The sequence below is a fragment of the Algoriphagus sp. UBA3586 genome, from assembly GCF_002376385.1.
GTDB lineage: Bacteria > Bacteroidota > Bacteroidia > Cytophagales > Cyclobacteriaceae > Algoriphagus > Algoriphagus ornithinivorans.
This window is the reverse complement of the sequence record NZ_DFMT01000031.1, coordinates 185,645-211,151: the sequence shown is the minus strand read 5'-3', so window position 1 is coordinate 211,151 and position 25,507 is coordinate 185,645. Positions and strand designations below refer to the sequence as shown.

General features: G+C 39.3%; 27 protein-coding genes and 2 pseudogenes. 14 read left to right on the top strand and 15 right to left on the bottom strand.

The window, feature by feature from the left end; genetic code table 11:
* Positions 1 to 77 precede the first annotated feature (77 nt).
* Positions 78 to 1,229 carry a hypothetical protein gene (locus tag B2906_RS11195; protein WP_286939710.1) on the top strand — a complete coding sequence of 384 codons (1,152 nt, stop codon included), beginning with the start codon at positions 78 to 80 and terminating at the stop codon, positions 1,227 to 1,229.
* Positions 1,229 to 1,783: a hypothetical protein gene (locus B2906_RS11190; protein ID WP_286939708.1), complete on the top strand. Its 555-nt coding sequence runs from the start codon at positions 1,229 to 1,231 to the stop codon at positions 1,781 to 1,783. Before B2906_RS11195 ends, B2906_RS11190 begins: the two co-directional genes overlap by 1 nt.
* A gap of 68 nt (positions 1,784 to 1,851) precedes the next feature.
* On the opposite strand, the pseudogene B2906_RS11185 reads toward B2906_RS11190, so the two are convergent.
* A pseudogene (locus B2906_RS11185) lies at positions 1,852 to 2,004 on the bottom strand (elongation factor Ts); the annotation flags it as partial.
* Here B2906_RS11185 and pgk point away from each other — a divergent pair.
* Positions 2,003 to 2,191 (top strand): annotated as a pseudogene (pgk, locus tag B2906_RS11180) (phosphoglycerate kinase); the annotation flags it as partial. The pseudogenes B2906_RS11185 and pgk overlap by 2 nt on opposite strands.
* Before the next feature lie 694 nt (positions 2,192 to 2,885).
* On the top strand, positions 2,886 to 3,503 hold the full coding sequence (locus tag B2906_RS11175) for a hypothetical protein (protein WP_286939707.1): 618 nt from the start codon (positions 2,886 to 2,888) through the stop codon (positions 3,501 to 3,503).
* 81 nt (positions 3,504 to 3,584) lie between these two features.
* On the opposite strand, the gene tsf is transcribed toward B2906_RS11175, so the two are convergent.
* The 9 genes from tsf to B2906_RS11130 form a co-directional block, all read right to left on the bottom strand.
* On the bottom strand, positions 3,585 to 4,415 hold the full coding sequence (gene tsf, locus B2906_RS11170; RefSeq protein WP_286939705.1) for a translation elongation factor Ts: 831 nt from the start codon (positions 4,413 to 4,415) through the stop codon (positions 3,585 to 3,587).
* Positions 4,416 to 4,593: 178 nt separating this feature from the next.
* The gene (gene rpsB, locus B2906_RS11165; RefSeq protein WP_144604447.1) at positions 4,594 to 5,355 is read right to left on the bottom strand and encodes a 30S ribosomal protein S2; all 762 of its coding nucleotides are present in this window, start codon (positions 5,353 to 5,355) and stop codon (positions 4,594 to 4,596) included.
* Positions 5,356 to 5,394: 39 nt separating this feature from the next.
* Positions 5,395 to 5,781 (bottom strand): 30S ribosomal protein S9, encoded by a 387-nt coding sequence (rpsI, locus tag B2906_RS11160; protein WP_091654891.1) that lies wholly within the window; start codon positions 5,779 to 5,781, stop codon positions 5,395 to 5,397.
* 11 nt (positions 5,782 to 5,792) lie between these two features.
* Positions 5,793 to 6,236 carry a 50S ribosomal protein L13 gene (rplM, locus tag B2906_RS11155; RefSeq protein ID WP_144604445.1) on the bottom strand — a complete coding sequence of 148 codons (444 nt, stop codon included), beginning with the start codon at positions 6,234 to 6,236 and terminating at the stop codon, positions 5,793 to 5,795.
* 167 nt (positions 6,237 to 6,403) lie between these two features.
* On the bottom strand, positions 6,404 to 7,114 hold the full coding sequence (locus tag B2906_RS11150; protein ID WP_219957936.1) for an RluA family pseudouridine synthase: 711 nt from the start codon (positions 7,112 to 7,114) through the stop codon (positions 6,404 to 6,406).
* 103 nt (positions 7,115 to 7,217) lie between these two features.
* Positions 7,218 to 7,709 carry a hypothetical protein gene (locus B2906_RS11145; RefSeq protein ID WP_219957937.1) on the bottom strand — a complete coding sequence of 164 codons (492 nt, stop codon included), beginning with the start codon at positions 7,707 to 7,709 and terminating at the stop codon, positions 7,218 to 7,220.
* 150 nt (positions 7,710 to 7,859) lie between these two features.
* On the bottom strand, positions 7,860 to 8,930 hold the full coding sequence (locus tag B2906_RS11140; protein WP_286939703.1) for a sensor histidine kinase: 1,071 nt from the start codon (positions 8,928 to 8,930) through the stop codon (positions 7,860 to 7,862).
* A 3-nt stretch (positions 8,931 to 8,933) separates the two neighbouring features.
* A complete protein-coding gene (locus B2906_RS11135; protein ID WP_091654886.1) occupies positions 8,934 to 9,626 on the bottom strand; it encodes a response regulator transcription factor in 693 nt (230 codons plus the stop codon).
* A gap of 147 nt (positions 9,627 to 9,773) precedes the next feature.
* A complete protein-coding gene (locus B2906_RS11130; RefSeq protein ID WP_286939701.1) occupies positions 9,774 to 10,562 on the bottom strand; it encodes a DUF3108 domain-containing protein in 789 nt (262 codons plus the stop codon).
* Between the two features lie 173 nt (positions 10,563 to 10,735).
* Between B2906_RS11130 and recA the strand changes: the two genes are divergently transcribed.
* Positions 10,736 to 11,764 carry a recombinase RecA gene (gene recA / locus B2906_RS11125; protein WP_091654884.1) on the top strand — a complete coding sequence of 343 codons (1,029 nt, stop codon included), beginning with the start codon at positions 10,736 to 10,738 and terminating at the stop codon, positions 11,762 to 11,764.
* 51 nt (positions 11,765 to 11,815) lie between these two features.
* Here recA and B2906_RS11120 read toward each other — a convergent pair whose 3' ends face one another.
* Positions 11,816 to 13,063: an ABC transporter permease gene (locus B2906_RS11120; RefSeq protein ID WP_286939699.1), complete on the bottom strand. Its 1,248-nt coding sequence runs from the start codon at positions 13,061 to 13,063 to the stop codon at positions 11,816 to 11,818.
* 125 nt (positions 13,064 to 13,188) lie between these two features.
* Between B2906_RS11120 and queA the strand changes: the two genes are divergently transcribed.
* The 5 genes from queA (at position 13,189) to B2906_RS11095 (ending at position 17,954) form a co-directional block, all read left to right on the top strand.
* Positions 13,189 to 14,238: a tRNA preQ1(34) S-adenosylmethionine ribosyltransferase-isomerase QueA gene (gene queA / locus B2906_RS11115; protein WP_091654882.1), complete on the top strand. Its 1,050-nt coding sequence runs from the start codon at positions 13,189 to 13,191 to the stop codon at positions 14,236 to 14,238.
* A gap of 107 nt (positions 14,239 to 14,345) precedes the next feature.
* Positions 14,346 to 15,020 carry a 2-C-methyl-D-erythritol 4-phosphate cytidylyltransferase gene (locus tag B2906_RS11110; RefSeq protein WP_286939697.1) on the top strand — a complete coding sequence of 225 codons (675 nt, stop codon included), beginning with the start codon at positions 14,346 to 14,348 and terminating at the stop codon, positions 15,018 to 15,020.
* A gap of 302 nt (positions 15,021 to 15,322) precedes the next feature.
* On the top strand, positions 15,323 to 16,162 hold the full coding sequence (locus tag B2906_RS11105; RefSeq protein WP_219957941.1) for a LiaF transmembrane domain-containing protein: 840 nt from the start codon (positions 15,323 to 15,325) through the stop codon (positions 16,160 to 16,162).
* Between the two features lie 26 nt (positions 16,163 to 16,188).
* On the top strand, positions 16,189 to 17,229 hold the full coding sequence (locus tag B2906_RS11100) for a sensor histidine kinase (RefSeq protein WP_286939695.1): 1,041 nt from the start codon (positions 16,189 to 16,191) through the stop codon (positions 17,227 to 17,229).
* Positions 17,226 to 17,954 carry a LytR/AlgR family response regulator transcription factor gene (locus B2906_RS11095; RefSeq protein ID WP_286939693.1) on the top strand — a complete coding sequence of 243 codons (729 nt, stop codon included), beginning with the start codon at positions 17,226 to 17,228 and terminating at the stop codon, positions 17,952 to 17,954. Before B2906_RS11100 ends, B2906_RS11095 begins: the two co-directional genes overlap by 4 nt.
* 79 nt (positions 17,955 to 18,033) lie before the next feature.
* On the opposite strand, the gene B2906_RS11090 is transcribed toward B2906_RS11095, so the two are convergent.
* Both B2906_RS11090 and B2906_RS11085 read right to left on the bottom strand, forming a co-directional pair.
* Positions 18,034 to 18,255 carry a DUF2795 domain-containing protein gene (locus B2906_RS11090; RefSeq protein WP_026952747.1) on the bottom strand — a complete coding sequence of 74 codons (222 nt, stop codon included), beginning with the start codon at positions 18,253 to 18,255 and terminating at the stop codon, positions 18,034 to 18,036.
* Between the two features lie 77 nt (positions 18,256 to 18,332).
* Positions 18,333 to 19,580 carry a DUF349 domain-containing protein gene (locus B2906_RS11085; RefSeq protein WP_286939687.1) on the bottom strand — a complete coding sequence of 416 codons (1,248 nt, stop codon included), beginning with the start codon at positions 19,578 to 19,580 and terminating at the stop codon, positions 18,333 to 18,335.
* A gap of 130 nt (positions 19,581 to 19,710) precedes the next feature.
* On the opposite strand from B2906_RS11085, the gene ettA reads away from it, so the two are divergent.
* The 4 genes from ettA (at position 19,711) to B2906_RS11065 (ending at position 24,211) form a co-directional block, all read left to right on the top strand.
* Positions 19,711 to 21,390, top strand: a complete 1,680-nt coding sequence (gene ettA / locus B2906_RS11080; protein ID WP_219957944.1) for an energy-dependent translational throttle protein EttA — start codon at positions 19,711 to 19,713, stop codon at positions 21,388 to 21,390.
* A gap of 1,248 nt (positions 21,391 to 22,638) precedes the next feature.
* Complete coding sequence (locus B2906_RS11075) at positions 22,639 to 23,292, top strand: CPBP family intramembrane glutamic endopeptidase (protein WP_286939684.1); 654 nt, start codon at positions 22,639 to 22,641, stop codon at positions 23,290 to 23,292.
* Positions 23,293 to 23,590: 298 nt separating this feature from the next.
* Positions 23,591 to 23,803, top strand: a complete 213-nt coding sequence (locus B2906_RS11070; protein ID WP_286939682.1) for a hypothetical protein — start codon at positions 23,591 to 23,593, stop codon at positions 23,801 to 23,803.
* Positions 23,804 to 23,893: 90 nt separating this feature from the next.
* Complete coding sequence (locus B2906_RS11065) at positions 23,894 to 24,211, top strand: hypothetical protein (protein WP_286939681.1); 318 nt, start codon at positions 23,894 to 23,896, stop codon at positions 24,209 to 24,211.
* A gap of 430 nt (positions 24,212 to 24,641) precedes the next feature.
* On the opposite strand, the gene B2906_RS11060 is transcribed toward B2906_RS11065, so the two are convergent.
* Positions 24,642 to 25,037: a VOC family protein gene (locus B2906_RS11060; RefSeq protein ID WP_286939680.1), complete on the bottom strand. Its 396-nt coding sequence runs from the start codon at positions 25,035 to 25,037 to the stop codon at positions 24,642 to 24,644.
* A 35-nt stretch (positions 25,038 to 25,072) separates the two neighbouring features.
* Entirely contained in the window at positions 25,073 to 25,441 is a 369-nt protein-coding gene (locus tag B2906_RS11055) for a helix-turn-helix domain-containing protein (RefSeq protein ID WP_286939679.1), read from the bottom strand.
* Positions 25,442 to 25,507 lie beyond the last annotated feature (66 nt).

The window sequence follows — 25,507 nt, the reverse complement described above, 5'->3', positions numbered from 1 at the left end:
GTACGGATCTCACCAATACCCTAGAAATCTCAGATCCGGATCTCTATGAACAAAAGCTGAAACAGCTTTCCCTATATATGGGAGAGGTATTCAAGGATCGAGAAGCTTTGCGTGAGCTCTTTGAGCTGGCAGAGGCTGATGAACACAAGGAAGATATTGACTACAGCTTGAAGCGACTGTTTGAAACCAAAGAAAATCCAATGACCCGACAGCGTTCAGCCATAGTTAATGCCTTCTATAATAATGCAGCCAATCATCGGGCAAGTGGAGAGGACTTGGATCCGCAGGAGCTTATTGACTTTATCAATGTAAATGATATTAGCATGCTGGCGCCTTATATGATCGGCTACTTTCATCCAGACTCTATACAAGAGTTGACAGTATCTTGGTGGACCGAGAAGATGGAAGAAGAGGCTTTAGCAGTAAATCCGGAATGGGAAGGAGAGACACCGGGCTATCGACTAAGACTGGGAGAGGATAGAAATTTCATTCGATTCCGGAAAAGCTCTGCCAATTATTTCACTTCCAATCAATTACTAGTTGGGGATGATTATGCGGTTAATAATCCTACGGTGGTATTTGGAAACTTTGAGGATGGGATTCTGCCTCCTGATGATGGAGGAATTGGTGGAGGAGGGAGTAATGATACACTTTTTCCAATTGTAAATTCGGCTCGTTGTCAAGATTTAAACAGTAATAGTATTGTAAGGTTAACCATGCCAAAATTTAGATTGACCAGCTCAATAAGAGCATGGCCTCATCCAGACCGAATGACAGTTGTTGTAGTTTTAGGGACTAATCCAGGAGGTAGTGCATATGAAAATAGACCCTTTTTTGAAGCTGAAGTTACTAGAGGGGCAGCGAAGGACCAGCGATGGATTACAAGTCCTTCATCTTTTTTGGTTAATAATTGGCAAAACCGACAGGTAGATTTGGCTTTTGTGGTGTTTAATAGGAGACCTTGGTCAGGAAAGGAGGAATACAATGCAGTCGTTAAAATAAAAACTGATGAATCGGGGAATACTAATACAGAAATAACTCAAGAGTTAACAATTGGAGGGTGGCAAAGATCTCAAGTTCATGGTAACGCAACATTTAATAGGTGTGGTACTATTATTGATCCTTTTCGGGATAAAGGCTTTGGATCAGAGACTCATCAAAATAAATCCTACGGAATAGAAAAACTAAATAAGTTTGAGTTTTTGTTAGTTCCTGAAATTACTATCTAATGAAAACAGTTGTTTTTACAGTAATTGCATTTATGATTGTCGGAAGTCTATTTTCTCAAAATTTGCCTTCATTCAATTTGCAAACCCGCTTTGGAGTACAATCAGACCTTCCAAATGGCGAGTCTGTTTTTGGAGGAGGATTAGGGGGAGTTCTTAGGTTTGCTTCTATTGATAATCCATGGCAGATTGGTTTGTATGTTGATAAGTTTTCCAACGATGAATTATCAGAGCTGAATTATCATGGCTATAAACGCTGGTCTGCAATGATTTCTGTTGGAAAGATGTGGAAGACTGGGTGGAGAATTGCCAAAAAGCAATTAAGGATTGGGGGAGGGGTTTTGTTGATTTCAACTCTCCATCTTCGTGCAGCCCCTGGAGGAGATTATGCGACTGTTTCAGCACCCAGTTTCGGTGTTTATACTCGAATAAACTATCCATTAATAGAATTTGGGAATTCGGAGGTATTATTGTTCACGGATCACAGCCTTTTCGGAGAAGGTTTTATGCGTAACCTCCTCGGTATTTCTTATCCCTTGGGGAAAAAGTTAAATTGAACTAAGTAAAAATAATAAGGCTGACTCTTTATGTCAGCTTTATTTTGGTTCGATAACTGGGTTTGGGATTACCCGATAGAAATCCAGTTGAATGCAGAGACAGGCGTTCCTTTACTTACTCCGTCAAGGTATTTAGCGATGATTTGAGAGTTATCTTTTACAAAAGATTGGCTGAGTAAAGTGTTCTCTTTATACAACTTGTTCAATTTACCCATGATAATTGCAGAAGCAGTAGCTCAGGCTACTAAAAACGGAGCTTACTCTTTGATTGGCGGAGGGGACTCTGCAGCTGCAGTCAATAAATTTGGCTACGGAGAAGCAGTTTCCTTTGTATCCACCGGTGGAGGTGCATTGTTGGAGCATATGGAAGGAAAAGTTCTTCCGGGTGTGGCAGCTCTAGAGCCATAAAAAACCTGAAGTTATTTGAAACGGCTGGGTAACCTCAGCCGTTTTTTTTATTTCCATTAAATCAGGATTTGCTCCTTTTGGGCGGTGAGTTCAATTATTCTTAAATAAAAAATCTGTGCTAATCTGCGGGAATAGTATTGAACCACATAGGCCACAAAGATCACATAGGTTTTTATGGTTTTAGCTAAAAAGATGAGTAAAGTACTGCTAGGCTTCAGTTTTAGATTAGATTCCAGTTGTTTCTCCTTAGAAGAGCAGTAGTTTACTTTTTAAATAATCTGCGTTAATCTGCGAATCCAATCCGCGCTGATCTGCGGGAAAATTATTGAACCACATAAGCCGTATAGTCAACATAGTCTTAATTGTTATAGCCACAAATTGAATAGTGCACAGCTTGGTTTAGGTCTTGGATTAAGTTTCAGTTATAATTCCTGAGGAGAGCTATGGTTGTTGCTATTTGAATATGTGTTGCTAATCTAATTAATCCCTAAAGCATCGGAATTACCATTTTTACTTGATGAATCAAAAAAATAAGGGTGTTTTTAAATTGGGTTTTATATAAATAAAAGAATATAAAATGTAAATAAATACTGTTTAAATCTGTATGTTTTTTATAACTAAGAAAAAGTATGAATTAATATGTCAAAAGAATCTTTGATTAGTTACCTTTACTAAAGATTTAAATTACAGATTCATGTTTGAGAAAAAAATTTTGGTAGCCTTGGTTATGACTCTTCTGTCTTTTAAGGCTTTTAGTCAGGAAGAGAAAGGTAATAAGTTGATTTATCGAGTTGGGGCTGGGCCTTCCATAGAAGGGAATCAGGGTCAATGGGCAATTAATTTCATAAACGAATTGAGTTTTTATCCTTCCGAAAGATTTTCTATCAATCCCTCGCTTACATATTTTACTGTAGTTGGTGAGTTTGATGGAAGTGGGAGGTTTTGGCAAGATGATTTTGAAATGCAGGATTTTCAAGAATTCTCTTCCAGCCTTTTCACCGATGTTAGATTGAATTATGATGTAATTCGAACCGCAAAGGATTTTAGAGTCGGCTTGGGATTTGGTCCCTCCTTTCAATATGGGGGCGAATCCTCATTTGGTGGCTGGTTTCAGAATGAACAGGGAGAAATGGAAGGAATTATTAGTGTGGAGAGGTTTGCCCGCTTAGGATATGTCACACAGGTAGTGTTTGATTGGCAAGGTAAAAATGAAAACAGGAGAAATACCTTAGGGGTAAGTATGTCCTCCTTTTCTGGGTATTGGCCCTATTACCTGATGGTCAATTATAGGCTTGGTTTCAAGCTGAAGTGATTTGACTGCAGGACAAATCAAGTCAAAAAAAAGCTGACTTTATTCAAGTCAGCTTTTTTTATGTTAAATCGGTTAATTCAATTATCCGATAGAGATTCTTTTGAAAGCAGAAACAGTCATGCCTTTGCTTACATTGTTTAGGTACTGAGCGATAGTCAAGCTGCTGTCTTTCACAAACTGCTGGCTTAACAAAGTGTTCTCTTTGTAGAACTTGTTCAATTTACCCAAAGCAATTTTTTCTAGCATTTCTTCTGGCTTGCCTTCTGCTCTTGCTTGCTCTTTACCTACTTCGATTTCACGCTCTACAGTAGATGAGTCTACACCATCTTTGTCAACGGCTACAGGGTTCATCGCAGCAATTTGCATTGCTACATCTTTACCTGCTTCTTCTACATCGGAACCTGAAGTGTTGGTCAATCCTACCAATACACCCAATTTACCGTTGGAGTGAATGTAAGGAACTACTGCTTCAGCTTTCACTACTTCGTAATGAGAGATTTCGATTTTTTCACCGATTTTACCGGTCATTTCTACGATTTTCTCAGCAACCGTGATTTTTTCAAATGGAAGAGCAAGGATTTCTTCGATAGAAGAGGCTCCCTTTTCTACTGCTAAGGTCAAAAGAGTAGTTGCGAATGCACCGAATTCTTCATTTTTAGCAACGAAGTCAGTTTCGCAAGTCAAAGAAAGGATAGTGCCTGTAGCTCCATTGTCAGATACGTTAGTTACTACTACGCCTTCTTTGGTTTCTCTGTCAGCTCTGGAAGCGGATACTTTTTGTCCTTTTTTTCTGAGGATGTCTACAGCTTTATCGAAGTCGCCTTCTGCTTCTGTCAAAGCTTTTTTGCAGTCCATCATACCGGCACCGGTCATTTGTCTCAGTTTGTTTACTTCTTGTGCAGTAATTGCCATTGTGTGATCTGTTTGTATGATTAAACGATTTTTATTCTTGGTTTCAACCCCTAAATAGGGTTGGGGAATTTGGGCCTTGCTTCCAAAAGCTAGTCAAAGGCCGAGTAGAAACAAAAAATTGAACACCGACCGAGGCCTGATGTTCAATTTTTGTTAGTATATCAAATCAAGTGAGTTTTTACTCTTTGGTTTCAGCGTCAACAGCTCTTTTTGCTTCTTCCTCTTCAGAAAGTTTAGCATCTTCTTTGTCTTTCTTACGCTCAGAAAGACCTTCTTCGATAGCTGCTCCGAAAGCTTTAACCAATAAGTTTACTGACTTGAATGCATCATCATTGGCAGGGATAGGGAAATCCACCTCATTTGGGTTGGAGTTTGTATCTACCAATGCAAAAACAGGGATACCAAGCTTTTGTGCTTCAGCAATCGCAATGTGTTCTCTTTTGATATCTACGATGAAAAGAGCCGCAGGAAGTCTGCTTAGGTCAGCGATACCGCCCAATACAGTTTCCATTTTCTCCTTCTGACGAGACACCATCAGCCTTTCTTTCTTTGCCATGTTCTTGAAAGAGTCTTCCTTCATCATTTTCTCAAGGCCAGACATTTTCTTCAAGGATTTGCGGATCGTGGCAAAGTTAGTCAACATACCACCCAACCATCTTTCGGTTACGTAGGGCATGTTAAGACGACGAGCTTCATCTGCTACCAAGTCTTTAGCTTGCTTCTTAGTAGCGACAAACATTACTTTTTTGCCTGAGCGTACGATTTGCTTGATTGCTGCGGATGCTTCATCGAGGCAAGCAAGCGTTTTGTTAAGGTCGATAATATGGATTCCGTTCTTCTCCATGAAAATATATGGAGCCATTCTGGGATCCCACTTTCTCGTCAAGTGTCCGAAGTGAACACCAGCATCCAGTAAGTCTTTGTATTCGATTTTTGACATGAATAAAATTGTTTTCTATTGATTGAAGAAAAGATCCGATTAACGCTTGGAGAACTGGAATCTTCTTCTTGCTTTTCTACGTCCTGGCTTCTTACGCTCGACCATTCTAGGGTCACGAGTCAAGAATCCTTCTTTTTTCAATGGACCTCTGTGCTCTTCGTTGAATTCGCACAAAGCTCTGGAGATAGCCATTCTAGCTGCCTCAGCCTGCCCTTTGATACCACCTCCGTCTACATTGATTTGGATGTCGTAGTTTCCGTCTTCTCCTACCAAGGCAAGAGGCTGCTTTACCACAATCTGGTGCAAATCAAATGGGAAGTAAACTTCTAGTGTCTGATTGTTTACGGTGATGTTGCCTTTTCCCGGAGCCATGTAAATTCTGGCTACAGAGGTCTTTCTTCTACCGATTTTGTTGATCATTTCCATGAATTAGTCGATTAAAGAGTGATGGTTTTTGGCTGCTGCGCTGCATGTGGATGCTCAGATCCTTCATACACGTACAGATTTCCGTACAATTTCCTACCTAATCTGTTTTTTGGCAACATGCCTCTGACAGCTTTCTCTACCAAAATCGCTGAAGATTTTTCTTTCAACATTCTAGGTGTAGAGATTCGCTGACCACCTGGGTAACCTGTGTGACGCACATATACTTTGGCATCCCACTTGTCACCAGTCAATCTGACTTTGTCTGCGTTGATTACAATGACATTGTCACCGCAATCCACATGAGGAGTGAAGCTAGGCTTCGTTTTTCCTCTTAAGATTTTCGCTACCTCACTGGCTAATCTACCCAATACTGCTGCTTGGGCATCCACAATCACCCATTGCTTTTCTACAGTCGAGTTGTTAGCCGATACGGTCTTATAGCTTAAAGTATCCACTGTGTAACTGTTTAATTTTTAGCTTGTTAAATATATTCGACCCCCAAAAAGGGACACAAAGATAGAAGTATTTTATTTTCCATGCAAAATATTTCCAAGGCTAATCCTGATTTTCACAGGTTTAGCATAAAAACACCGAATTTTTTATTGCTTTTTCAGACTGATAATCAGGCTGTTTTTTCCAACTGATGGACCAAAACCTGAAAATCTTTGGGATAAGGAGCATTGACGGTGATTCTTTTTCCGTCCAATCCTTCAAACCCGATCGAAAAAGCATGCAAAGAAACCCGCTGCATGATGGGTAATTCTTCTGTCTCTTTTTTCAAATTGAAGCGGCGCTTGAGCGAAGAAAGGTATAATTGCTTACCTCCGTACAGCTCATCTCCGCAAATCGGAGATTGTAGGTAGGCCAAGTGTACCCGGATCTGGTGCAATCTACCCGTAATGGGTTTGCATTCGATCAATGAATGTGCCCTGTAGGTCTGTATCGTATGAAAGACCGTCTGAGCAGGCTTGCCTTCCTTGCTGACTTTGGCTACACCTTTGGCGGAAGCAAGTAGGTTACGATCCACTGTCAGGTGTTCGTATTCCCGGATGCCTTCTACCACAGCATGATAGATTTTGTCCACTTTTCTATTTTCAAACTGGATGGCCGTGTGCCTGTAGGCCTCTGGATTCTTGGCAATCACCAGACATCCGGATGTCTCCTTGTCCAAACGATGGCACAGCTGGGCATCTGCTGTGTGCATCTTGGCAAGGTCCAGGATGTTCTGCGCCTCATGTCTATCGTCTAAGCTCGACAGGTAAGGCGGCTTGTTGATTACCAGGTAATCCTCGTTTTCAAACAGAATGAGTTTTTGAAAATCTATTTTTTTCATGGATTCGCCTGTGCCTCTTCAAAGAGGCTGCAAAGGTAGGGAAATGATTGCTCAAAAAAAATCCTTCCGAGGGGAAGGAATTCTGCTTTCTATTCAAGGATGATTAGCGCCCTTTGGTGATTATAAAACCAGCTTTGATATGTGAAGGATCATTACTGTATTTTAACTCACCTTTATGAAAGACTTTTTGAATGTGTTTCTGGTTGAATTCTTTATCGTATACAATTTCTGAGTAAAGCGTGTCTGCCTCGTTTTCATTCCATTGAATCACTGTCACTTCGGAATCAATGATTAATCTCATTTGATGGTATTTTTCATCCACATGCGGAGAAATAATCCAAAAATTCCTTCTCATGTTGGAGTGCCCTCCATTAAAATACTCTTCCAGCTCTCCCGCTCGCTCATAAAAGATTTTGATGACATTTTCCCTGAAGGACTTAGCCCGTTTTTGATCCAAAAGGTCATTGCCTTCCCTGTCTTGGACTTTAAGGTTAATCGCATTATTGCCAATAGGGCAACAAGGATCCATATGCTTATCGCAGGAAAAAGTACCGAAAGCAAAAATAATTAATACTAGTTGGGTAAGATGTTTCATCAGTTCTAAAAATTAAAACGCAAGAACTAATGTACTAATTTTAAATAATTAATCCGTTGGACAATGAAATAAAAGTAAGATTGATATTTATGGCTAGTTTCATGTATTGAGAACACATTGATATCAAAGGGGGAAATCGAGGTTGAACTATTAGTCAACTTCTATGTTTTTTTCCAATTCCTTCTCCTTCACTAAAGGCAAAGAAAAACTAAAAATTGATCCTTTACCCACGGTCGAACTTACAGAGATCTTACTTTTATGACCTTCTAATATGTGCTTGACAATAGCCAGTCCGAGTCCGGTTCCGCCTTCTTTTTTGTTCCGGCTTTTTTCTACTCGATAAAATCGCTCAAAGATTCGCTTTAGGTCTTCAGGTGGGATTCCCTGTCCATCGTCTTTGATGTCTACTTGAATGTGGTTTTTCTGAGTCTTCAGAGATATTTTGACCTCACCTTCATCATGATTGTATTTGACGGCATTGAAAATCAGGTTTTGACAGACTCTATAGATTTTCTGCCTATCAGCATGGGTTACATAGCTTTTATCAGAGTCGTATTTAAATGAGATATTGACCTTTCTCTTGGATGCCTTATGCTCCAATTCCTCAATTACTTCATCTATCACTTCTTTTAAATCAAAGTCTGTGTACACAAACTTGATTACTCCGCTTTCCATTTGATTCAGGGTTAATAAATCCTGCACCAGATTATCCAGAGAATCCAGACTTTTGGCTGCCCGCTTGAGGAACTTCATCCGAACTTGCTTATCATCGATAGCTCCGTCCAGAAGTGTATGGATATAGCCTTGCGTTGCGAAAATTGGAGTCTTCAGCTCGTGGGAAATGTCAGCTATAAATTCCCTTCTGAACTCTGCGTTTTTTTGCAGCGCATCAATCTCTTTTTGCCTGGCTATCGCATAGGAGTTGATGACATTATTTATCCTTCTCAAGGGAGAAATAGAGGACTTGGAGCTTTTGTCAGAAATCTCTGATAAATCTTTCTTCTGGATTTTTTCCAAGAGGGAATAAATATTTCCGATCTCACGAAAGACCAAAAATTCCAAGGTAATATTGATCAATAAATAAGAAGCGGAAAAAGATAGTCCGAAAGCTACCAATATTAAGACAGGAGTAGAGTCTTGTAATAGTGATAAAAATGCTGCTACCATGACCGAAATAGCCACGGCTAAAATCAAAGAAATACCTCGGGAGCTTGCAAGCATGAATTAGGAACCCAAATCGAATTTATATCCTACACCTTTTACAGTAGTGATGTAGTCATCTCCGATTTTTTCCCGAACCTTCCGTATATGCACATCCACCGTTCTGGCAAGTACAAATACATCTGATCCCCAGATATTCTGAAGCAACTCATCTCTACTGAATACCATATTAGGGTTTTTGGCCAGGAAATACAATAATTCAAATTCCTTCTTGGGCAGCGTAATGGTTTTGCCGGATTTTTCAATGGTATAGCTACCCCGGTCGATCAATAAATCCCTGATTTTTATCTGAGCTAGATCCTGATCTTTTTTCGATTCTCTTCTAAAAAGAGCGGCAATTCTACTCATCAAAGCCCTAGGCTTAATAGGCTTGGTGATATAATCATCTGCTCCTACATCAAAGGCGGCTACCTCTGAATATTCTTCCATTCTGGCAGTCAGGAAAATGACAAAAGTATTTTTCAGCTCTGGGATTTCCCGGATTTGACGGCAAGTTTCCACCCCATCCTGGTGAGGCATCATAATATCTAAAAGTATCACATCGGGTTTGAACTTCGAAGCAGTTTTCACTGCCTTGATCCCATCTTCGGCAGTTGCTACCTCATAGCCTTCTTTTTGTAGGTTGTACTTTAGAATCTCAACTATGTCTGGCTCGTCATCTACGACCAGGACTTTGATTTTCTGTTTGTCGCCCATGGATTGTTTTTGTTAATTCTTTCAAATTAAAGAATATTTGGAGATTGCTGCCAATTTTATTCAGGGATAGGAAAAACTACGGGGTGTTTTTAAGCCAGAACTGCCCTAATTCCAATCCGAATGTTAAGTAAATATTAATTCTTTGGATTAATTGTAACGTAATCCTTTGGCAGATTTGATGTCCAAATTGATGGAGCCGAGGAATAAGTTGGCCTTGATTTTAACAGGGATTTTATTTTGATCCTGTGTCACCCACACCTTTACCGGATACTCACCTCGAAAAAGGTTGTTTTTAGGTAGCTGGGGAGAAAAAATGTAAGTATCCTTGGTGCCGATCTCTGTTTCGAGTTTTTCAGTTCCCTCGTAAATTAATTTTATGTTATATATTTCTTTATCAAAGAATCCACGAATGACCAATTGGTCTCCCGGCTTCAGATTTTTGAGGTTTAAGGTTCTCAAATAATAAAACCCACTGACCAAGTCCTGTACCTGTCCGGGTAGCTTAAACTCTCTTTCTTCCTTCAAAGACTTATTTTCCCGGTCATAGAGTTGCATGAAGGCTGTTTGATTTTTTTGATCAAAAGTTACTTTTTCATGCTTCCTGTATTTACCCTCTTCAATATGTCTATAAGATAGAGATGGAAGTTTGGAGTCTATGTCTATCAATGTTCCCCAATTGTCATTTACTTTTCCGAAAATAGTTGCGGCTCCTTTCGTCTTGCCATACACATCAATTTTGTAATGAGGCTTGCTATCTTGTAAATGAGGCTTCCGGGCTATTTCCATTTTTGCATCTGCCAGGTTGAACCAGCCATAGCTCACTTCGAAATTCAACTCCTCACCAAAGGTGTATGGCTCCGTTGCGGAATTTTGTGAAAAAACCGGATGAACGAAGAAAAAGAGGAGAGAGAAGTAGATGAATTTTGGGTTGAGCATAAATTTTTTGACAATACCTGACAAAAACAGTGTAATTTCAGATTATATACGAAAAAGCGTGCCGTTTGGGACTTAAAATTACGAATTTGTCAGAGATTTTAAGAGTTCGACAGTTTTTGGCGGAGGACTTAGCAATCTTTAACTTCATACTTTGATTCTATACTAATAAACACATGAGTAATAACGCAGAAAAATTAAAAGCACTTCAACTCACCATCGATAAGCTCGAAAAAACCTATGGAAAAGGGGCAGTGATGAAGCTGAGTGATAATAAGGTGCAGGACGTGCCGGCAATCTCCACCGGATCATTGGGCTTGGATATGGCTCTGGGTGTAGGAGGTATTCCTAGAGGTAGAGTGATTGAGATTTATGGACCTGAATCATCCGGTAAGACGACATTGACAATGCATTGTATTGCAGAGGCTCAAAAGGCAGGCGGTTTGGCCGCTTTCATTGATGCTGAACATGCTTTTGATAAGAGCTATGCAGAAAAGTTGGGAATTGATACCGAAAACTTATTGATATCTCAGCCAGACAATGGTGAGCAGGCATTGGAAATTGCGGAACACTTGATTCGTTCTGGAGCCATTGACATCATTGTCATTGACTCAGTGGCAGCATTGGTGCCTAAGGGTGAACTTGAAGGCGAAATGGGAGAGAGTAAAATGGGCTTGCAAGCTCGTTTGATGTCCCAAGCCTTGAGAAAACTGACGGGAGCTATTAATAAGACTGGCTGTGCTTGTATTTTTATCAACCAGTTGAGAGAGAAGATCGGGGTCATGTTCGGAAACCCGGAGACTACAACAGGTGGTAATGCTTTGAAATTCTATGCTTCAGTTCGATTGGATATCAGAAGAATCGGCCAGATCAAAGAAAGTGCTGATAATATTTTGGGTAACAGAACCCGAGTAAAAGTGGTGAAAAACAAAGTGGCGCCTCCTTTCAAAGTGGTGGAGTTTGACATCATGTATGGTCAGGGTATATCCAAAGTTGGAGAGATCATTGATTTGGGGGTAGAGTTTGACATCATCAAAAAGGCTGGATCTTGGTTCTCCTATAATGGAGAGAAATTGGGCCAAGGTAGGGATGCAGTTAAAAATCTATTGCTTGACAATCCGGAGTTGATGGAAGAGCTGGAAGGAAAAATCAAATCAGCTTCAGGGCTTTTGCCAACTGAGCCGGTTGCGGATATGGAGGAGTAAGTATAATTAAACAAAAAAAGGAGAGCTGTTTAAGCTCTCCTTTTTTTATGTTTAGTTGGATCGAATTGCTTCTACAGGATCCAATCTTGCAGCGAGTGTTGCGGGAACAATCCCTGACACGATACCAATCATTGAGGAAACGCCTAATCCTAGAATAATATTGGAGAATGAAAGGACTAATTCCAAACTCCCTAATTGTACAAAGCTGAGGAAATAAACTAGGATAATCCCTGTGCCTCCTCCTATTAAGCTGAGGCAAATAGCTTCAAATAGAAACTGAAAAAGAATGAAATAATTTTTTGCTCCCAGAGACTTTTGAATACCGATGATATTGGTTCTCTCCCGGACAGATACAAACATGATATTGGCGATACCAAATCCACCAACCAGAATAGAAAATCCACCGATGACCCAGCCTGCGGCTGAAATTACATCGAAAATTGACCCAATGGCATTTTGAATAAATTCGGTTTTATTGAGGGCAAAATTGTTTTCCTCTACTGGTTTTAGGCCTCTTTTGGCACGAAGGAGTCCGGTCATTTCATTTTCCAGAGCAACCAACCCAATGTCTTCTTCTCTGCCTTTTGCTGCAATCGTAGGCTCAATTCCATTTCTTCCGGTGTAGAAAAGTTTGGTAAAAGCTCCATAAGGGATCAAAGCAGCTTCATCTTTAGATGGTAAATCAAATAAGCCTTCTCCCTCTTCCTCAAATATTCCCACCACGATGAATTTCATTCCTTTCATCTTGATCTCCTTGCCAATGGCAGTTTGATTGGGATAAAGTGTGTTGGCAATGGTTTTTCCGATGATTGCCAAGTTCCGCGAGGCATTAATTTCCATTTCTGAAAAGTAGCGACCTTCTTCCAAAGCAATTTCATAGACGTCCTGATAGGTATAGGCTACTCCAGTGAGCTGAGTTCCCTGAAAAGCGTTGCTTCCGGCTTGAACAGTGGTGGTGGCAGAAGCTGAAATGGTTACTGCTTCAGCTGAACTTAGGCGTTGTTCCAGAAATCTATACTCAGCAACAGTGGCGCTTGGGCGTCTGAAATATTTCCACCAAGGATAATCCTGAGGACCAGATGCAAAAGGGAATCTATCCACTCGCATTACATTGGTACCAAGAAATGAAAAGGAAGATTTGATGTTGTTTTCCAAAGAATCCACCAAAGTGAACACTGCGATGATGGCGAAAATCCCCACTGTAACCCCTAGGAGGGATAATATGGTACGAGTCAAATTGGATTTGAGCGCACTGATTGCGAAGCGGAAACTTTCCCAGGTGAGTTGGAAAAAGAGCATGCTTTTGGGTTTTGATTAAAACAATTCATCAAGTTAGCGGATTTTGCCTATTATGTTATTATCTTTGCATTTTTTAGAGTAATTCTAAATCAAAATAATCAAGCTCTTACATCTAAAGCTTCTCTATGAAATTATCAGATTTCAAATTTGACGTACCAAAGAAACTTATCGCCCTTTATCCGACAGATAACCGAGATGAATCCCGGTTAATGGTGGTTCACCGGAAAACAGGAGAAATTGAGCACAGATCATTCAAAGATATCATCGAGTACTTCGGTGAAGGAGATGTATTTGTAACCAATGACACCAAGGTTTTCCCAGCAAGACTTTACGGAAATAAAGAAAAAACGGGGGCAGAAATTGAAGTTTTTTTGCTCAGAGAATTAAATCCTGAGTTAAGACTTTGGGATGTTTTGGTAGATCCTGCCAGAAAAATCCGTGTAGGTAATAAATTGTATTTCGGAGATTCCGACCTAGTAGCCGAAGTAATCGACAACACCACATCAAGAGGACGTACTATCCGTTTCTTATTTGATGGAACAGAAGAAGAATTCCACAAGACGATTGATACTTTGGGAGAAACTCCTCTCTTGAAGGAGATCATCGACCGAAAAATTGAGCCGGAAGACAGAGAAAGATATCAGACTGTTTTTGCTAAAAATGTAGGAGCAGTAGCCGCACCTACAGCTGGGTTGCACTTCACTCCGCATTTGTTGAAAAGACTGGAATTGCAGGGAGTAGAAGTAAGCCCAATCACTTTGCATGTTGGCTTAGGCACCTTCCGTCAAGTAGATGTGGAGGATTTGACGAAGCATAAAATGGACTCTGAGAATTATGATATCCCAGAGAAGACCGTGGGTTTGGTCAATGAGGCCTTGGATAATAAAAAGCGTGTTGTTGCAGTTGGAACTACTTCCTTGAAAACCATAGAATCTTCCGTGACTGCCAATGGCAGGTTGAAAGCTTCAAGCGGCTGGACTGATAAATTCATCATCCCTCCTTACGAGTTTAAAATCGCCAATGCTTTGATCACTAATTTCCACTTGCCAGAGTCAACGCTGTTAATGACAGCTTCTGCATTTGGTGGATACGATTTGATCATGAAAGCATACAAAGAAGCAATCAAAGAAAAATACCGTTTCTTCTCTTACGGGGATGCGATGTTGATCCTTTAAAATATAAAGCTCCCTTCATGGGAGCTTTTTTTGTATTTTCATTTTTTGATAATCTAAGGTTAAACTTGCTAAGCATCATACTGCCTACATTTGCCCAAAATTAGAATATGAAGAAAGCTGCTATTTTGGTTGCCGGAGGGAAAGGAACCCGGATGGGAGGTCCTGTTTCCAAACAATATTTACCAATTGCGGGAAAGCCTATTTTGATGCATACGCTGGAAGTTTTTTCAAAAGCCGAACCAGAGATAGAGTTGATCTTAGTCTTACCTGAAATGGATTTTGGGCTTTGGCAAGGATTGGTAGAAAAGCATCATTTTTCAATTGCACATCATATAGTAGCAGGGGGGAACTCCAGATTCCAATCTGTGAAAAATGGAATAAAGGCAGTTTCTTTCAACTCTGGACTGGTTGCCATTCATGATGGAGTCAGACCTTTCGTTAAGGCATCTGTAATTCAGGATAGCTTTCAGGAGGCTGCTCAAAAAGGAAGTGCCATAGCAGTGGTTTCCTTGAAAGACTCCATTAGAAAGTTAACCGATGATGGAAAATCATTCTATCAGGAGAGGCAGTATTTTCGCTTGGTACAGACTCCTCAAACTTTTCAGTTGGAAAAAATACGCAAAGCTTTCGAAACCACAGAACTCCCTCAGTTTACTGATGATGCTACAGTTTATGAGCATCAGGGTTGGCAGGTAAGTTTAATTCCAGGAAATCCTGAAAACATCAAAATCACCACCCCGGAGGATATGGATTATGCGGAATTTTTAGCCAGCAAAAAGTAAAGCTTAGAAACTATCTCCAAATCTTTTATAGTACCAGAAATCCTTCAAATAGTAGAATAAACCTTTGCTCTAGCGAAAGCCAATCCCCCTTTCAAAGTGGCAATTGGGATTTAAGTCAAAATATTTCTACCCAATCCTAATCCATACTAGTTTCTGGATTTTTCTACCGACAAGCCAAAACTTCAAGCATTTTCACCGACTTTTTGTATGTGTTCACCGACTTTTTGCGGGCTTTGCCTATTTGAGATTGGGCATATTGGCTTCTCAGGATAGTTTTGAGCATCATTTTAAACAAAAAAGCAATGGCAAAATATTCTAACCCTAAGTCCAGCAACGATGGAGGATTGGTTTTCGGATTTGTAATCCTCGGTATAGGCTTATTACTCCTTTTAAGGAAGCTTGGAATTTTTTACCCGGGATGGTTACTTTCCTGGCCAATGATCTTGATCGTGATTGGTACGGTCGTATTAATCAAGCATAAATTCGAGTCATTCTTTGGCTCAATTTTGCTCGGTTTTGGTCTCTATTTCTTGCTCGAAAGAGAGTTTGGATTTGATTTCGGAATCGAAAACTACATTTTCCCGGTAGCCTTAATTCTACTTGGTCTGTATTTGATTACTCAAAAGCAGAAGGAGAAAAGGATCTTGGATAATGTACAGGAGCAAATCCGAAATAAATCATTCAAGTCCAGTTCTGGAAGTTCTTTTTCTTCCTCGGATGTGGAAGACGCTCAGGTAGAGTCTGACAAGGATGACTATGGGACTTCTGCCACTGGAATGGGCGGAGTTTCAGGAATTTCCTACTCTGACCGCGTCAATATCGATGCGATTTTCAGCGGGGTGAATAAGAGAGTGCTTTCCAAAAACTTCCAAGGAGGTAAACTAACAGCAGCTTTTGGAGGCATAGATTTAAATCTTAGCCAAGCAGATCTAAATGGGGTGGTAACCATGCAGGTAGATGTGATTTTTGGAGGCATGAAGCTGATTGTTCCGCCTCATTGGGATGTGCGTACTGAAGTAACCAACATAGCCGCAGGGGTAGAGGATAAGCGTATCTACAGACAATCGGAAGTAGATCCTGATAAGGTGCTGGTTTTGCGTGGAACCATTCTATTTGGAGGTTTGGAAATCAAATCATTTTAACGAACTTCCTTCAAAACTTTAAGATTTTGTTTTCCAAAGCATTTTCTTCCCCTTCCAAAGCCAATTGGGTCATTCAAGGAGCCGGAGTAATCTGGCTCCTTGCCTGTATCCTCATTCTCCTTCATTATCAAGTTTCCTTCAAAATAGCATTGACCGATGCTGCAGTGTATACCGGCTTATTCATTGGTGCGGTTTTGATATTGGATCGTGTTTTTAGCTTTTATTCTCCAAAAGGGAGAAACGTCATCTTACTGTTAATCTTACCTCTCTTCCTCAGTTTAATCGGTGCTGTAATTCATCGCTTTGGGCTGCAATGGTTTTTCCAAGATGAAGAGGAATACTATTCATTTCTCCAGCAACATTTTTATCTCAGATGGGCCATCTTGGCCTTGGCTGAGGTCATGGTGACTTTGCTGGCAATTGTAGTCGCAAGATTAGAGCAGCAGGAGGATTCACAAAAGCGGGAAATTCACATGATGGAATTATCCCGAGAGGCTGAATTGTCCCAGTTACGGCAGCAGTTGCAACCTCATTTTCTATTCAATAGTCTCAATTCCATTAATGCATTGGTTGTTTCTCAGCCCCAAAAGGCAAGACAAATGGTTTTGCAACTTTCCGATTTTTTGCGTGGAACTATTCGCAAGGACTTAAAGGCTTGGCTTAGTTTGGAAGAAGAGCTTTCATTTCTCAAGCTCTATTTGGAAATTGAAAAAGTGAGGTTTGGACATAGACTTCAGGTAGAAATTGATGTGCCTGATCAAATATTGGAAATGAAAATCCCTCAGTTACTCATTCAGCCTTTATTGGAAAACTCCATCAAGCATGGACTGTATGGTGTGACAGGAGAGGTGATGATCAGTCTGAAGGCTTTCAAAGAACAGAATTACTTGATTTTAAAACTTACAAACCCCTTTGATCCGGAATCGCCCTCACCGGGAGGAACCGGTTTTGGACTGAGTTCGGTCGAACGCAGACTCTATCTTTTATTTGGAAGAAATGATCTCCTAGAAAAGTCCAGTGAAAACTCCCTGTTTTCCATTCAACTCAAAATACCCCAGCTGAAATGATCCGTACTTTAATCATAGATGATGAACCCTTGGCTGCTTCGGTAGTGGAGGAATACCTGCAAAACTATCCTCAATTTGAGATTCTGGAAATTTGTCAAGATGGCTTTCAGGCCATGAAAGCTATTCAAAAGCATGAACCTGATTTAATTTTTTTAGATGTTCAAATGCCGAAAATCACGGGCTTTGAATTATTGGAACTCTTGGATGAACCACCTGCTGTAATCTTTACCACGGCTTTTGACCAGTACGCTTTGAAAGCCTTTGATGCAAAGGCAGTGGACTATTTACTCAAACCCTTTTCACAAAGCAGGTTTGAGCAGGCAATAAATAAATTTCTGGAAAGCCGGAATGGAGGGGAGCCTACCAGTACCGAAAGAATTTCAGATATGGCTGAGAAAAGCAATCGTTTAGTCGTTCGAGTAAAGAATGAAATTAAGATCATTCCAGTTGCTGAAGTCCAGTATTTCGAGGCTCAGGATGATTACATCGCCATTCACACAGACTCAGGGAAGTATTTGAAGAAAATGACGATGAAGTCCCTCGAGGATGCTTTGGATCCAGATAGGTTTGCGAGAATTCATCGGTCTTTTATGCTCAATTTGAATTCTATCACCCGAATCGAACCCTATGAGCGGGACAGCTATTTGGTTTATTTAAAAAATGGAGAGAAGCTTCCTGTCAGTAAGTCTGGCTATGCCAGGTTGAGGCAGGTTTTAGGTTTATAAGCCCATAAAGAGGCTGATTAAAAACCTCAGTTTTAGTAAAATTCAGAAAAAAGCCCCGAAAAAATCCGGGGCTTTGGTATTAATATTCGTCCTCGTTGAAGAAGAAATCATCTTTGGTCGGGTAATCCGGCCAAATTTCTTCGATAGTTTCATAAGGCTCTCCGTCATCCTCCAGTTCTTGGAGGTTTTCCACTACTTCTAGTGGCGCACCAGATCGGATGGCGTAATCAATCAACTCATCCTTGGTTGCTGGCCAGGGAGCGTCCTCAAGGTAGGATGCTAATTCAAGTGTCCAGTACATAGTGTTTATTTTAAAGGTGTTCCGGATTTTAAGGTTGCAAAATTATCTTTTTTTTCTAATATGTAATCGTGTACTGATTATTTGTAAGAAAGTTGCTTCAAAATATAATTTTTTACGTCAACTTTTCTCTTTAATCCTGACAGTTTCTTCTTCATCATAATCTCGAAATCACTGCTTCTAACCTGGAAATTATCCGTATTTCCCTGAGCTGTATTGTATTCCGTTTGATCTCTATGAAGTAAGTCTTTCAGTAAAGCAGTTTTGATCTGATTTTGTTCCTGAGCAGATTTTTTATCAAAATCAGGATATTTTCCATGGACCAGTTTTTCCAGAAATGCTTTTTCAAAGACTATATCCGAAAAGAACTGAAATGATCTTGCCAGCAAGTTGGCATCTTTAGGTTTTCTAGGAGGAAGTTTTCTCCATTCCTGCTGAATCTCCTTAGCCTGATTGATCAATTCTGGAGTGGTAGGTTGACCTGCCAGCTTTTTGATCTCCTCAGTCAAGGTTTCAACTTTTTTCATCACCTCACGGGGATGCATCTGAGGGCCAGGGTTGAGCGTACGCTTATATCTGGAGAAAATTCTGTTGTTCAAGCGAGAAAACTCATCCCACAGAGGCTGCCTTTTTTCTGCAGGCACCTTTCCGGCTGATTTCCATTCTTTCTGAATTTTCTTGCTGATTTCGAAAGCCATTTTGGCGTCGGGAAGATCATGTGCTTCTCTTGCCTGAACAACCAAGGCTTCATAGACTTTGATGTTTTCTTCTGCCTGAAGAGCCATTCCTTCAAAGAAATGTCTTCTGTTTTCGAAGAAATGCTGTACAGCATCATTGAATTGAGTTTCAATTTCTTCCTGAATCTCCTTTTCAACTGGACCGGTTTTGATCCAGCGCATTTTCAAGTCTTTATAAAATTCGGTTGTGGCTTTCCAGTCAGTATCGTCCTTCATAGACTCTGCTTCCAGAATCAAGGCTTTTTTTACTTCCAGGTTTTTAGCCCGATTAGCCTGTATAATTTCATTCAGGTATTCTTCCTGCTGATTGAGTTCTTCGATCAAAGGGATAAAATCTCCCAAGGCATCTGATTCATACAAGGAATCTCTCAGGTGAATCAGTTTCATTAAAAAGGATCCCTTATTCTGGTTTTCCTGAATATCGGATTTCAATTTTTCTACCTTTTCTTTGATTTGCTCAAATCGATCCTCGAAATAAGCGATGGTAGAGGCTTCATCTTCTTTTACTTCACCGATCTCCCTATCTGCTTTTCCAAGAAATCCCTTCAAATAAACTTTATTGTCCTTAATGTATCCATACGGATGCTCCATTGTTCTACAGTAGGTTAGGTGGTCGTTTTCAATTTTCCGCAAATTAATTAATTCAAAAGCACTTATCCTAAGAAAGGGCTTTTTTTGCATCTTTGCTGTTTAACGCAATTTCTCAAGAAAAATTCATCGCATGAGCGCAGAAAAAATCATCTTTTCCATGGCTGGAGTCTCCAAAGTCTATCCGCCACAGAAAAAAGTACTCAAAGATATTTATCTCTCATTTTTTTACGGAGCCAAAATCGGTGTCCTTGGTTTGAACGGTTCGGGTAAATCTTCCTTGCTTCGGATTATTGCCGGAATTGATAAAGACTACATCGGAGAAGTAGTATTCTCCCCGGGGTACACTGTTGGAATGCTGGAGCAGGAACCCAAATTGGACCCAAGTAAAACCGTCAAAGAAATCGTTGAAGAAGCGGTAGCTGACACGGTCAATTTGCTAAAGGAGTTTGAAGAAATCAATGAAAAATTCATGGATCCGGCTCTAATGGAAGATCCGGATGCGATGGATAAATTGATTACCCGTCAGGGAGAGGTTCAGGAGAAGCTAGACGCCGCCAATGCCTGGGAACTGGACGTGATGCTGGATAAGGCAATGGATGCTCTTAGACTGCCTCCTAGTGACGCCAACGTGGCCAACCTTTCCGGTGGAGAAAAAAGAAGAGTGGCACTTTGTAGGCTGCTACTTCAGGAGCCAGACGTTTTACTACTTGATGAACCTACCAACCACTTGGATGCAGAATCTGTGCATTGGTTGGAGCAACATTTGAAAAACTACAAAGGAACTGTCATCGCCGTAACTCACGACCGTTATTTCTTGGATAATGTTGCAGGTTGGATTTTGGAACTGGATAGAGGAGAAGGGATTCCTTGGAAAGGAAACTATTCTTCCTGGTTGGATCAAAAGCAACAGCGATTGAAGCAGGAAGAAAAGACCGAATCCAAACGTCAAAAAACCTTGGAGCGAGAATTGGAATGGATCCGAATGTCTCCTAAAGCAAGGCAGTCCAAAGGAAAGGCACGTTTGAATGCTTACGATAAGCTAGTTGGAGAAGAGGCGAAGGAGAAAGAAGCCAAGCTGGAATTATTTATTCCCCCAGGGCCAAGGTTGGGTGCCAAGGTGATTGAGGCTAATAATGTTTCAAAAGCCTATGGTGATAAATTATTATTTGAAAACCTCAGCTTTGCATTGCCTCAAGGTGGTATTGTTGGGATTATTGGTCCTAATGGTGCAGGTAAATCCACCTTATTCAAACTGATTACTGGGCAGGAAAAACCGGATGCCGGGAATTTTGAGGTAGGAGAGACGGTGAAATTGGCATACGTGGATCAAGAGCACGATTCATTGGATGCCAATAAAACTGTTTACCAGACGATTTCGGAAGGAAATGAACTGATGAAATTGGGGAATAAGGAAGTGAATTCCAGAGCTTATGTGTCCAAATTCAACTTTGCAGGTTCGGATCAGGAGAAAAAAGTAGGAGTATTGTCTGGCGGAGAGCGAAACCGAGTTCACTTGGCTTTGACTTTGAAAGAAGGAGGCAACCTCCTGCTTTTGGATGAACCTACAAACGACTTGGATGTGAATACGCTTCGGGCTTTGGAGGAAGCTTTGGAAAATTTCGGCGGCTGTGCGGTGATCATTTCTCACGACCGTTGGTTCCTGGATAGAATCTGTACGCACATCTTGGCATTTGAAGGAGATTCTCAAGTTTACTGGTTTGAAGGAAACTTCTCCGATTATGAAGAGAATAAGAAGAAAAGGCTGGGCGATGTGACACCGAAACGAATTCGGTATAAAAATCTGAAGTAAGCTTGGAAGTCAGAAGGCTAAAATCAGAAAGCTGAAACAATGCCTCTCGAGGAGAAATCTTCGAGGGGTTTTGTTTTTTCAAATCGAATTTATTTTGTTAGTTTATAATTACTCAATCAATTTATCAACGCCTATTTTATCTTGGTAAATTTTCAATAATATCAGAGTTTTTGTTCTTAGTTTATCAAGTTGATCTATGCTAAAAATTATTCCGTTTTCTTTTCTTTCCTGTGGTGCGATTTGGGGGCTAAATTCATGATATGTTTTTTTTAAACTCTTCAAATGAATCTCGTGTAATCGGATTGATTGAAACCAATCAAACAAATGCTGGAATTATCTTTTTGGGATTTTTGGCTTTAGCCTTTTTTATTGACTTGATGGAAAGAAAATGAAAGATGAATTAACTTAATCAATTATGAACCCACTAATTTTTCTTTTTCCTGCTTTACTGATTTCTCAGCTTATCTTCATCCGATTTCAAAAATTGAGATTATTGGGTAAAGTACTTTATCTACTAATTGGGTGTATCAGCCTTGGATTTTGCATTTATATAATTCTTTTTCCATTTTATTTTAGAATTGAATAAAGCTCATGAATCAATCAACTATAAAAGAAGGTAAATCCATCTCTCGGGATTTCTTTTTTTCGTTAGCCTTAGCCTTCATGACGAAACTTCTAATTGAGGGGATGTCCTCTACCGAAGAGGTTACGTCTATTCACCTTTCTGTTATGACTACATCAAGTTTTATTCTAATAAGAACATTCCCTTTTCAAAAGTCGACAAAATGAACAGGTGAAACATTTAGTGCGAAAAGCGAATTTAGGCCTTCATTCCTTACTGGCTATGAAATAAAAATTAGTTGCTTATCTAAATTGAATAAACCTTTGTGGTATTGGGTTTTGATTGTTTTTTAAAGAACTCAAATTTTTTTGTTCTGATTTTTTACTGATCAAGAGCTTTTTTCTCCAGAATTATTCGTGATCTGCTGGAGTTTTGGAATAAAATTTCAAAAAAATTAGATTTAGGTTAAAGTTAGATTTAAAGGGTAAAAAATTGAACTAATTCTATTTTGGAAAAATAAAATCTTTTTTAGTTTTTAGTGTCTTCTTACAATCATTATTTCAATTGAAATGATTTTTCTGAATCTTTTTGACTCAAAATAAGGCGCTGAATTTTTCGAAGAGCGTAATTATAATTTGATCAATAAGAATTCATGAATCATGAATTAAAATTCTTTTTAAATCTTTATGGAACTGCTGTCCTATCTAAAGTCCTTTTTCAAAAACCCTACAATCAACGAGCCTTACACTCCTTTACCATGGAAAGATTTTGTTGTTTTATTGGTTTTAGTTTTGATTACCATTATACCGTATTCTTTTTTCCTAGAATTTTTGGGTATAGATCAATTTGATCATAAGCTATTAGATCTTCTAAAGAAGAATAAATGGCTATTTGCTTTTTTGGGGGTTTTCTTGGCACCATTAATTGAGGAACCAATTTTCAGATTGCATCTAGATTTAAAAAAATCTTCACTTTGGTGGAGTTTGGGGCTTTCTATTTTGGTGATTAGTGAACTTTGGTATCCAGCGGCATTACTAATGATCTATCTGATCCTATTATTAATAATGGTTTATCGTGGTGTTCAACCAAACAGAAAATATGTGATTTTTATTTCAGCCGCCTTATTTGGCCTAGTCCATATGATCAATTACACTGGTTTTGACTTTGGTAAATATTATTATTGGGTTCCTTTTTTAGTGGCTATTCAATTTTTTCTGGGATTGATTTTAAGTTATATCCGCCTCAAACACGGGATCAAATGGGCGATTATATTTCATGGTACTTACAATGCAATACTAGTGATTCCAGCTGTTTACTTTTTAGATCCGAATAGTTTGTGAGTAATTCTGGAAAAGAATGGAGAATGGGAGAAAAATAAATGGATGGAGAAATGATTAACTCAAAGAGCTTTAGTTTTTAAATTTATCAATTATGAGCAAGCGTCGACTCCATTTCCATCTTTCCATAATCTTGTTTGCTTTATTTATTGGTGGTCTATCAAATTGGCAATCAGGCTTTTGGATGGAGGGGCGGAATAAGGTTCCAAATTTTACTGGAATTACTATGGTCTTATTGATGATCGGGCGAGGTGGAATGGTTTTGAGAGGTTTTAAAAAAGGGAAGAATTAAGTTGATTCTATGGAAAAAAAAGATAGAAGTCTTTTAATCGCCTACACAGTTCTGTTCATTGCTTCCCTGTTAATTGGTGGATTTTCGTGGTGGCACAGAGGACTTGTGACTGAAGGCAAAAATTATCCGAATCCCATTATGGTTTCGATGTTTTTAAATTGTATTTGGTCCGGTGTGGGTATAGTTCAGCAGTGGAAAAAGGCAAAAAAATTGAATGAATAAGGCATAAAACTTGGGATCCTCAGTTTAATCTTTTTTCTCTTCTTTATTCAAAAAGCCGAAAGAGACCCTCGATTGGTTGGGAAATGGACAATGTTGTATTCCAAAGATGGAAATGGAGAAATCATCAAAGATGAATTTTACGGAAAGAGCTATGTGGAAACCTTTACAAAGGATGGGAAGTGGATCATTGATCCGCAGTTCTTTCGAGATGATGCAAAAAGGTTGGGGATAAATGCTCCTATTGACTATTCCGCCATTCCAATTTTCCAATGGAAGACAAAGGATAATCAAATCCTGGAAATGAACACCAGTGAAGGGAGTCAGACTATTCGATATGGCTTTTTAGGCGACACGCTGATTTTTGGCTATCCCAACGCACACACGAGATATCTTTTGAAAAGAAAATGAGTCAAAAAACATTCAAATACCTGCATGCTTTCATTTTTCTCAGCCTTGGTCTTTTGTTAGTTGTAAAGTACTTGGACTTGTTTCCACTACCTACATGGATTTTGGGAGTAGTTATAGCATGGGCAGCAATCGCTTTTTTTGCGGAGGGGATGAGGAATAGGAAGAAATAAATTTAGCTAGACTATTGAAAATCAATTGGTTTTAAAAGCTTGTATTGATAATACAAGATATTGAGGGCGGGATAAAGTTTAATTAGATCTTACTTAAAAAGTTAAAAAAAATACTCTGGAGGTGGGAATTTTGGAGGGTTTTTGAAATGAGAAAATCTCAATGTTTAGGTGCTTTAGTTCAATTGGATTACAAAAACTAAGCGCTGTAAACTATATAAAACTTAAAAGGATAGTTTTTCCACAACTTTAAATTTCAATTTTTAAAGAGTCTCGACAATTTCAATGTTATTTCCACATGTGTCGTTAAAAACTGCGAACTTCCACGTTCCCATGGTTGATGGTTTTACGCTGAACTCAACTCCAAGTTTTGTTAGCCGATCATATTCTTCATCGACACTTTTTACATCAAATTGTGTGTAAGGCATTCCTGCTTCCATCAATGCATCTTGATAGATTTTACAGGGTTCAAAATGGTTTGGTCCTGGCTCCAATAATAACTCCGGCCCGTCCTGCCATTCTGGTGAAACTAATGTTAACCATCTAGTTCCCTCACCTAATGGCAAATCTTTCTTAATTATGAACCCTAATTTTTCAGTGTAAAATTTTAAGGCCTTTGCTTGGTCTCGAATTGGAATGCTGATAAGTGATACTTTCATTTTGATTTATTTTTACCTCTTGCCAAAGTTGAGAATCATACTGTTAAATTACTTCTTGAAAGTTGCTGTTTTTGATATTCTCTTGGAGATTTTCCTGTTTTTGTTTTGAAGAGTGAGCTAAAAGAACCTAAACTCTCAAAACCCACTGCAAAACAAGTTTCGGTTACATTCAATCCATTTCTTAAGGTTTTCTTAGCCATTTCAATACGTTTATCTATTAAATATTGCCTTGGTGTAATTCCGTAATATCTCTTGAAAAGTCTAAGTAAGTGATATTTTGAGGTAAATCGAATGCTTGAAAGAAACTCCAAGTTCAGTTCTTTCTCATAATTATTGTCAATATACTTTCTTGTATTTATCACTGCCTCTATCTGCATATCGTTGGAAAAACAGATATTTTTCAAGTGGCTCAATTTTTCTTGGTAGAATGTCATTTCTAATAAATATACCTTTTATGGTTAATTTATTGG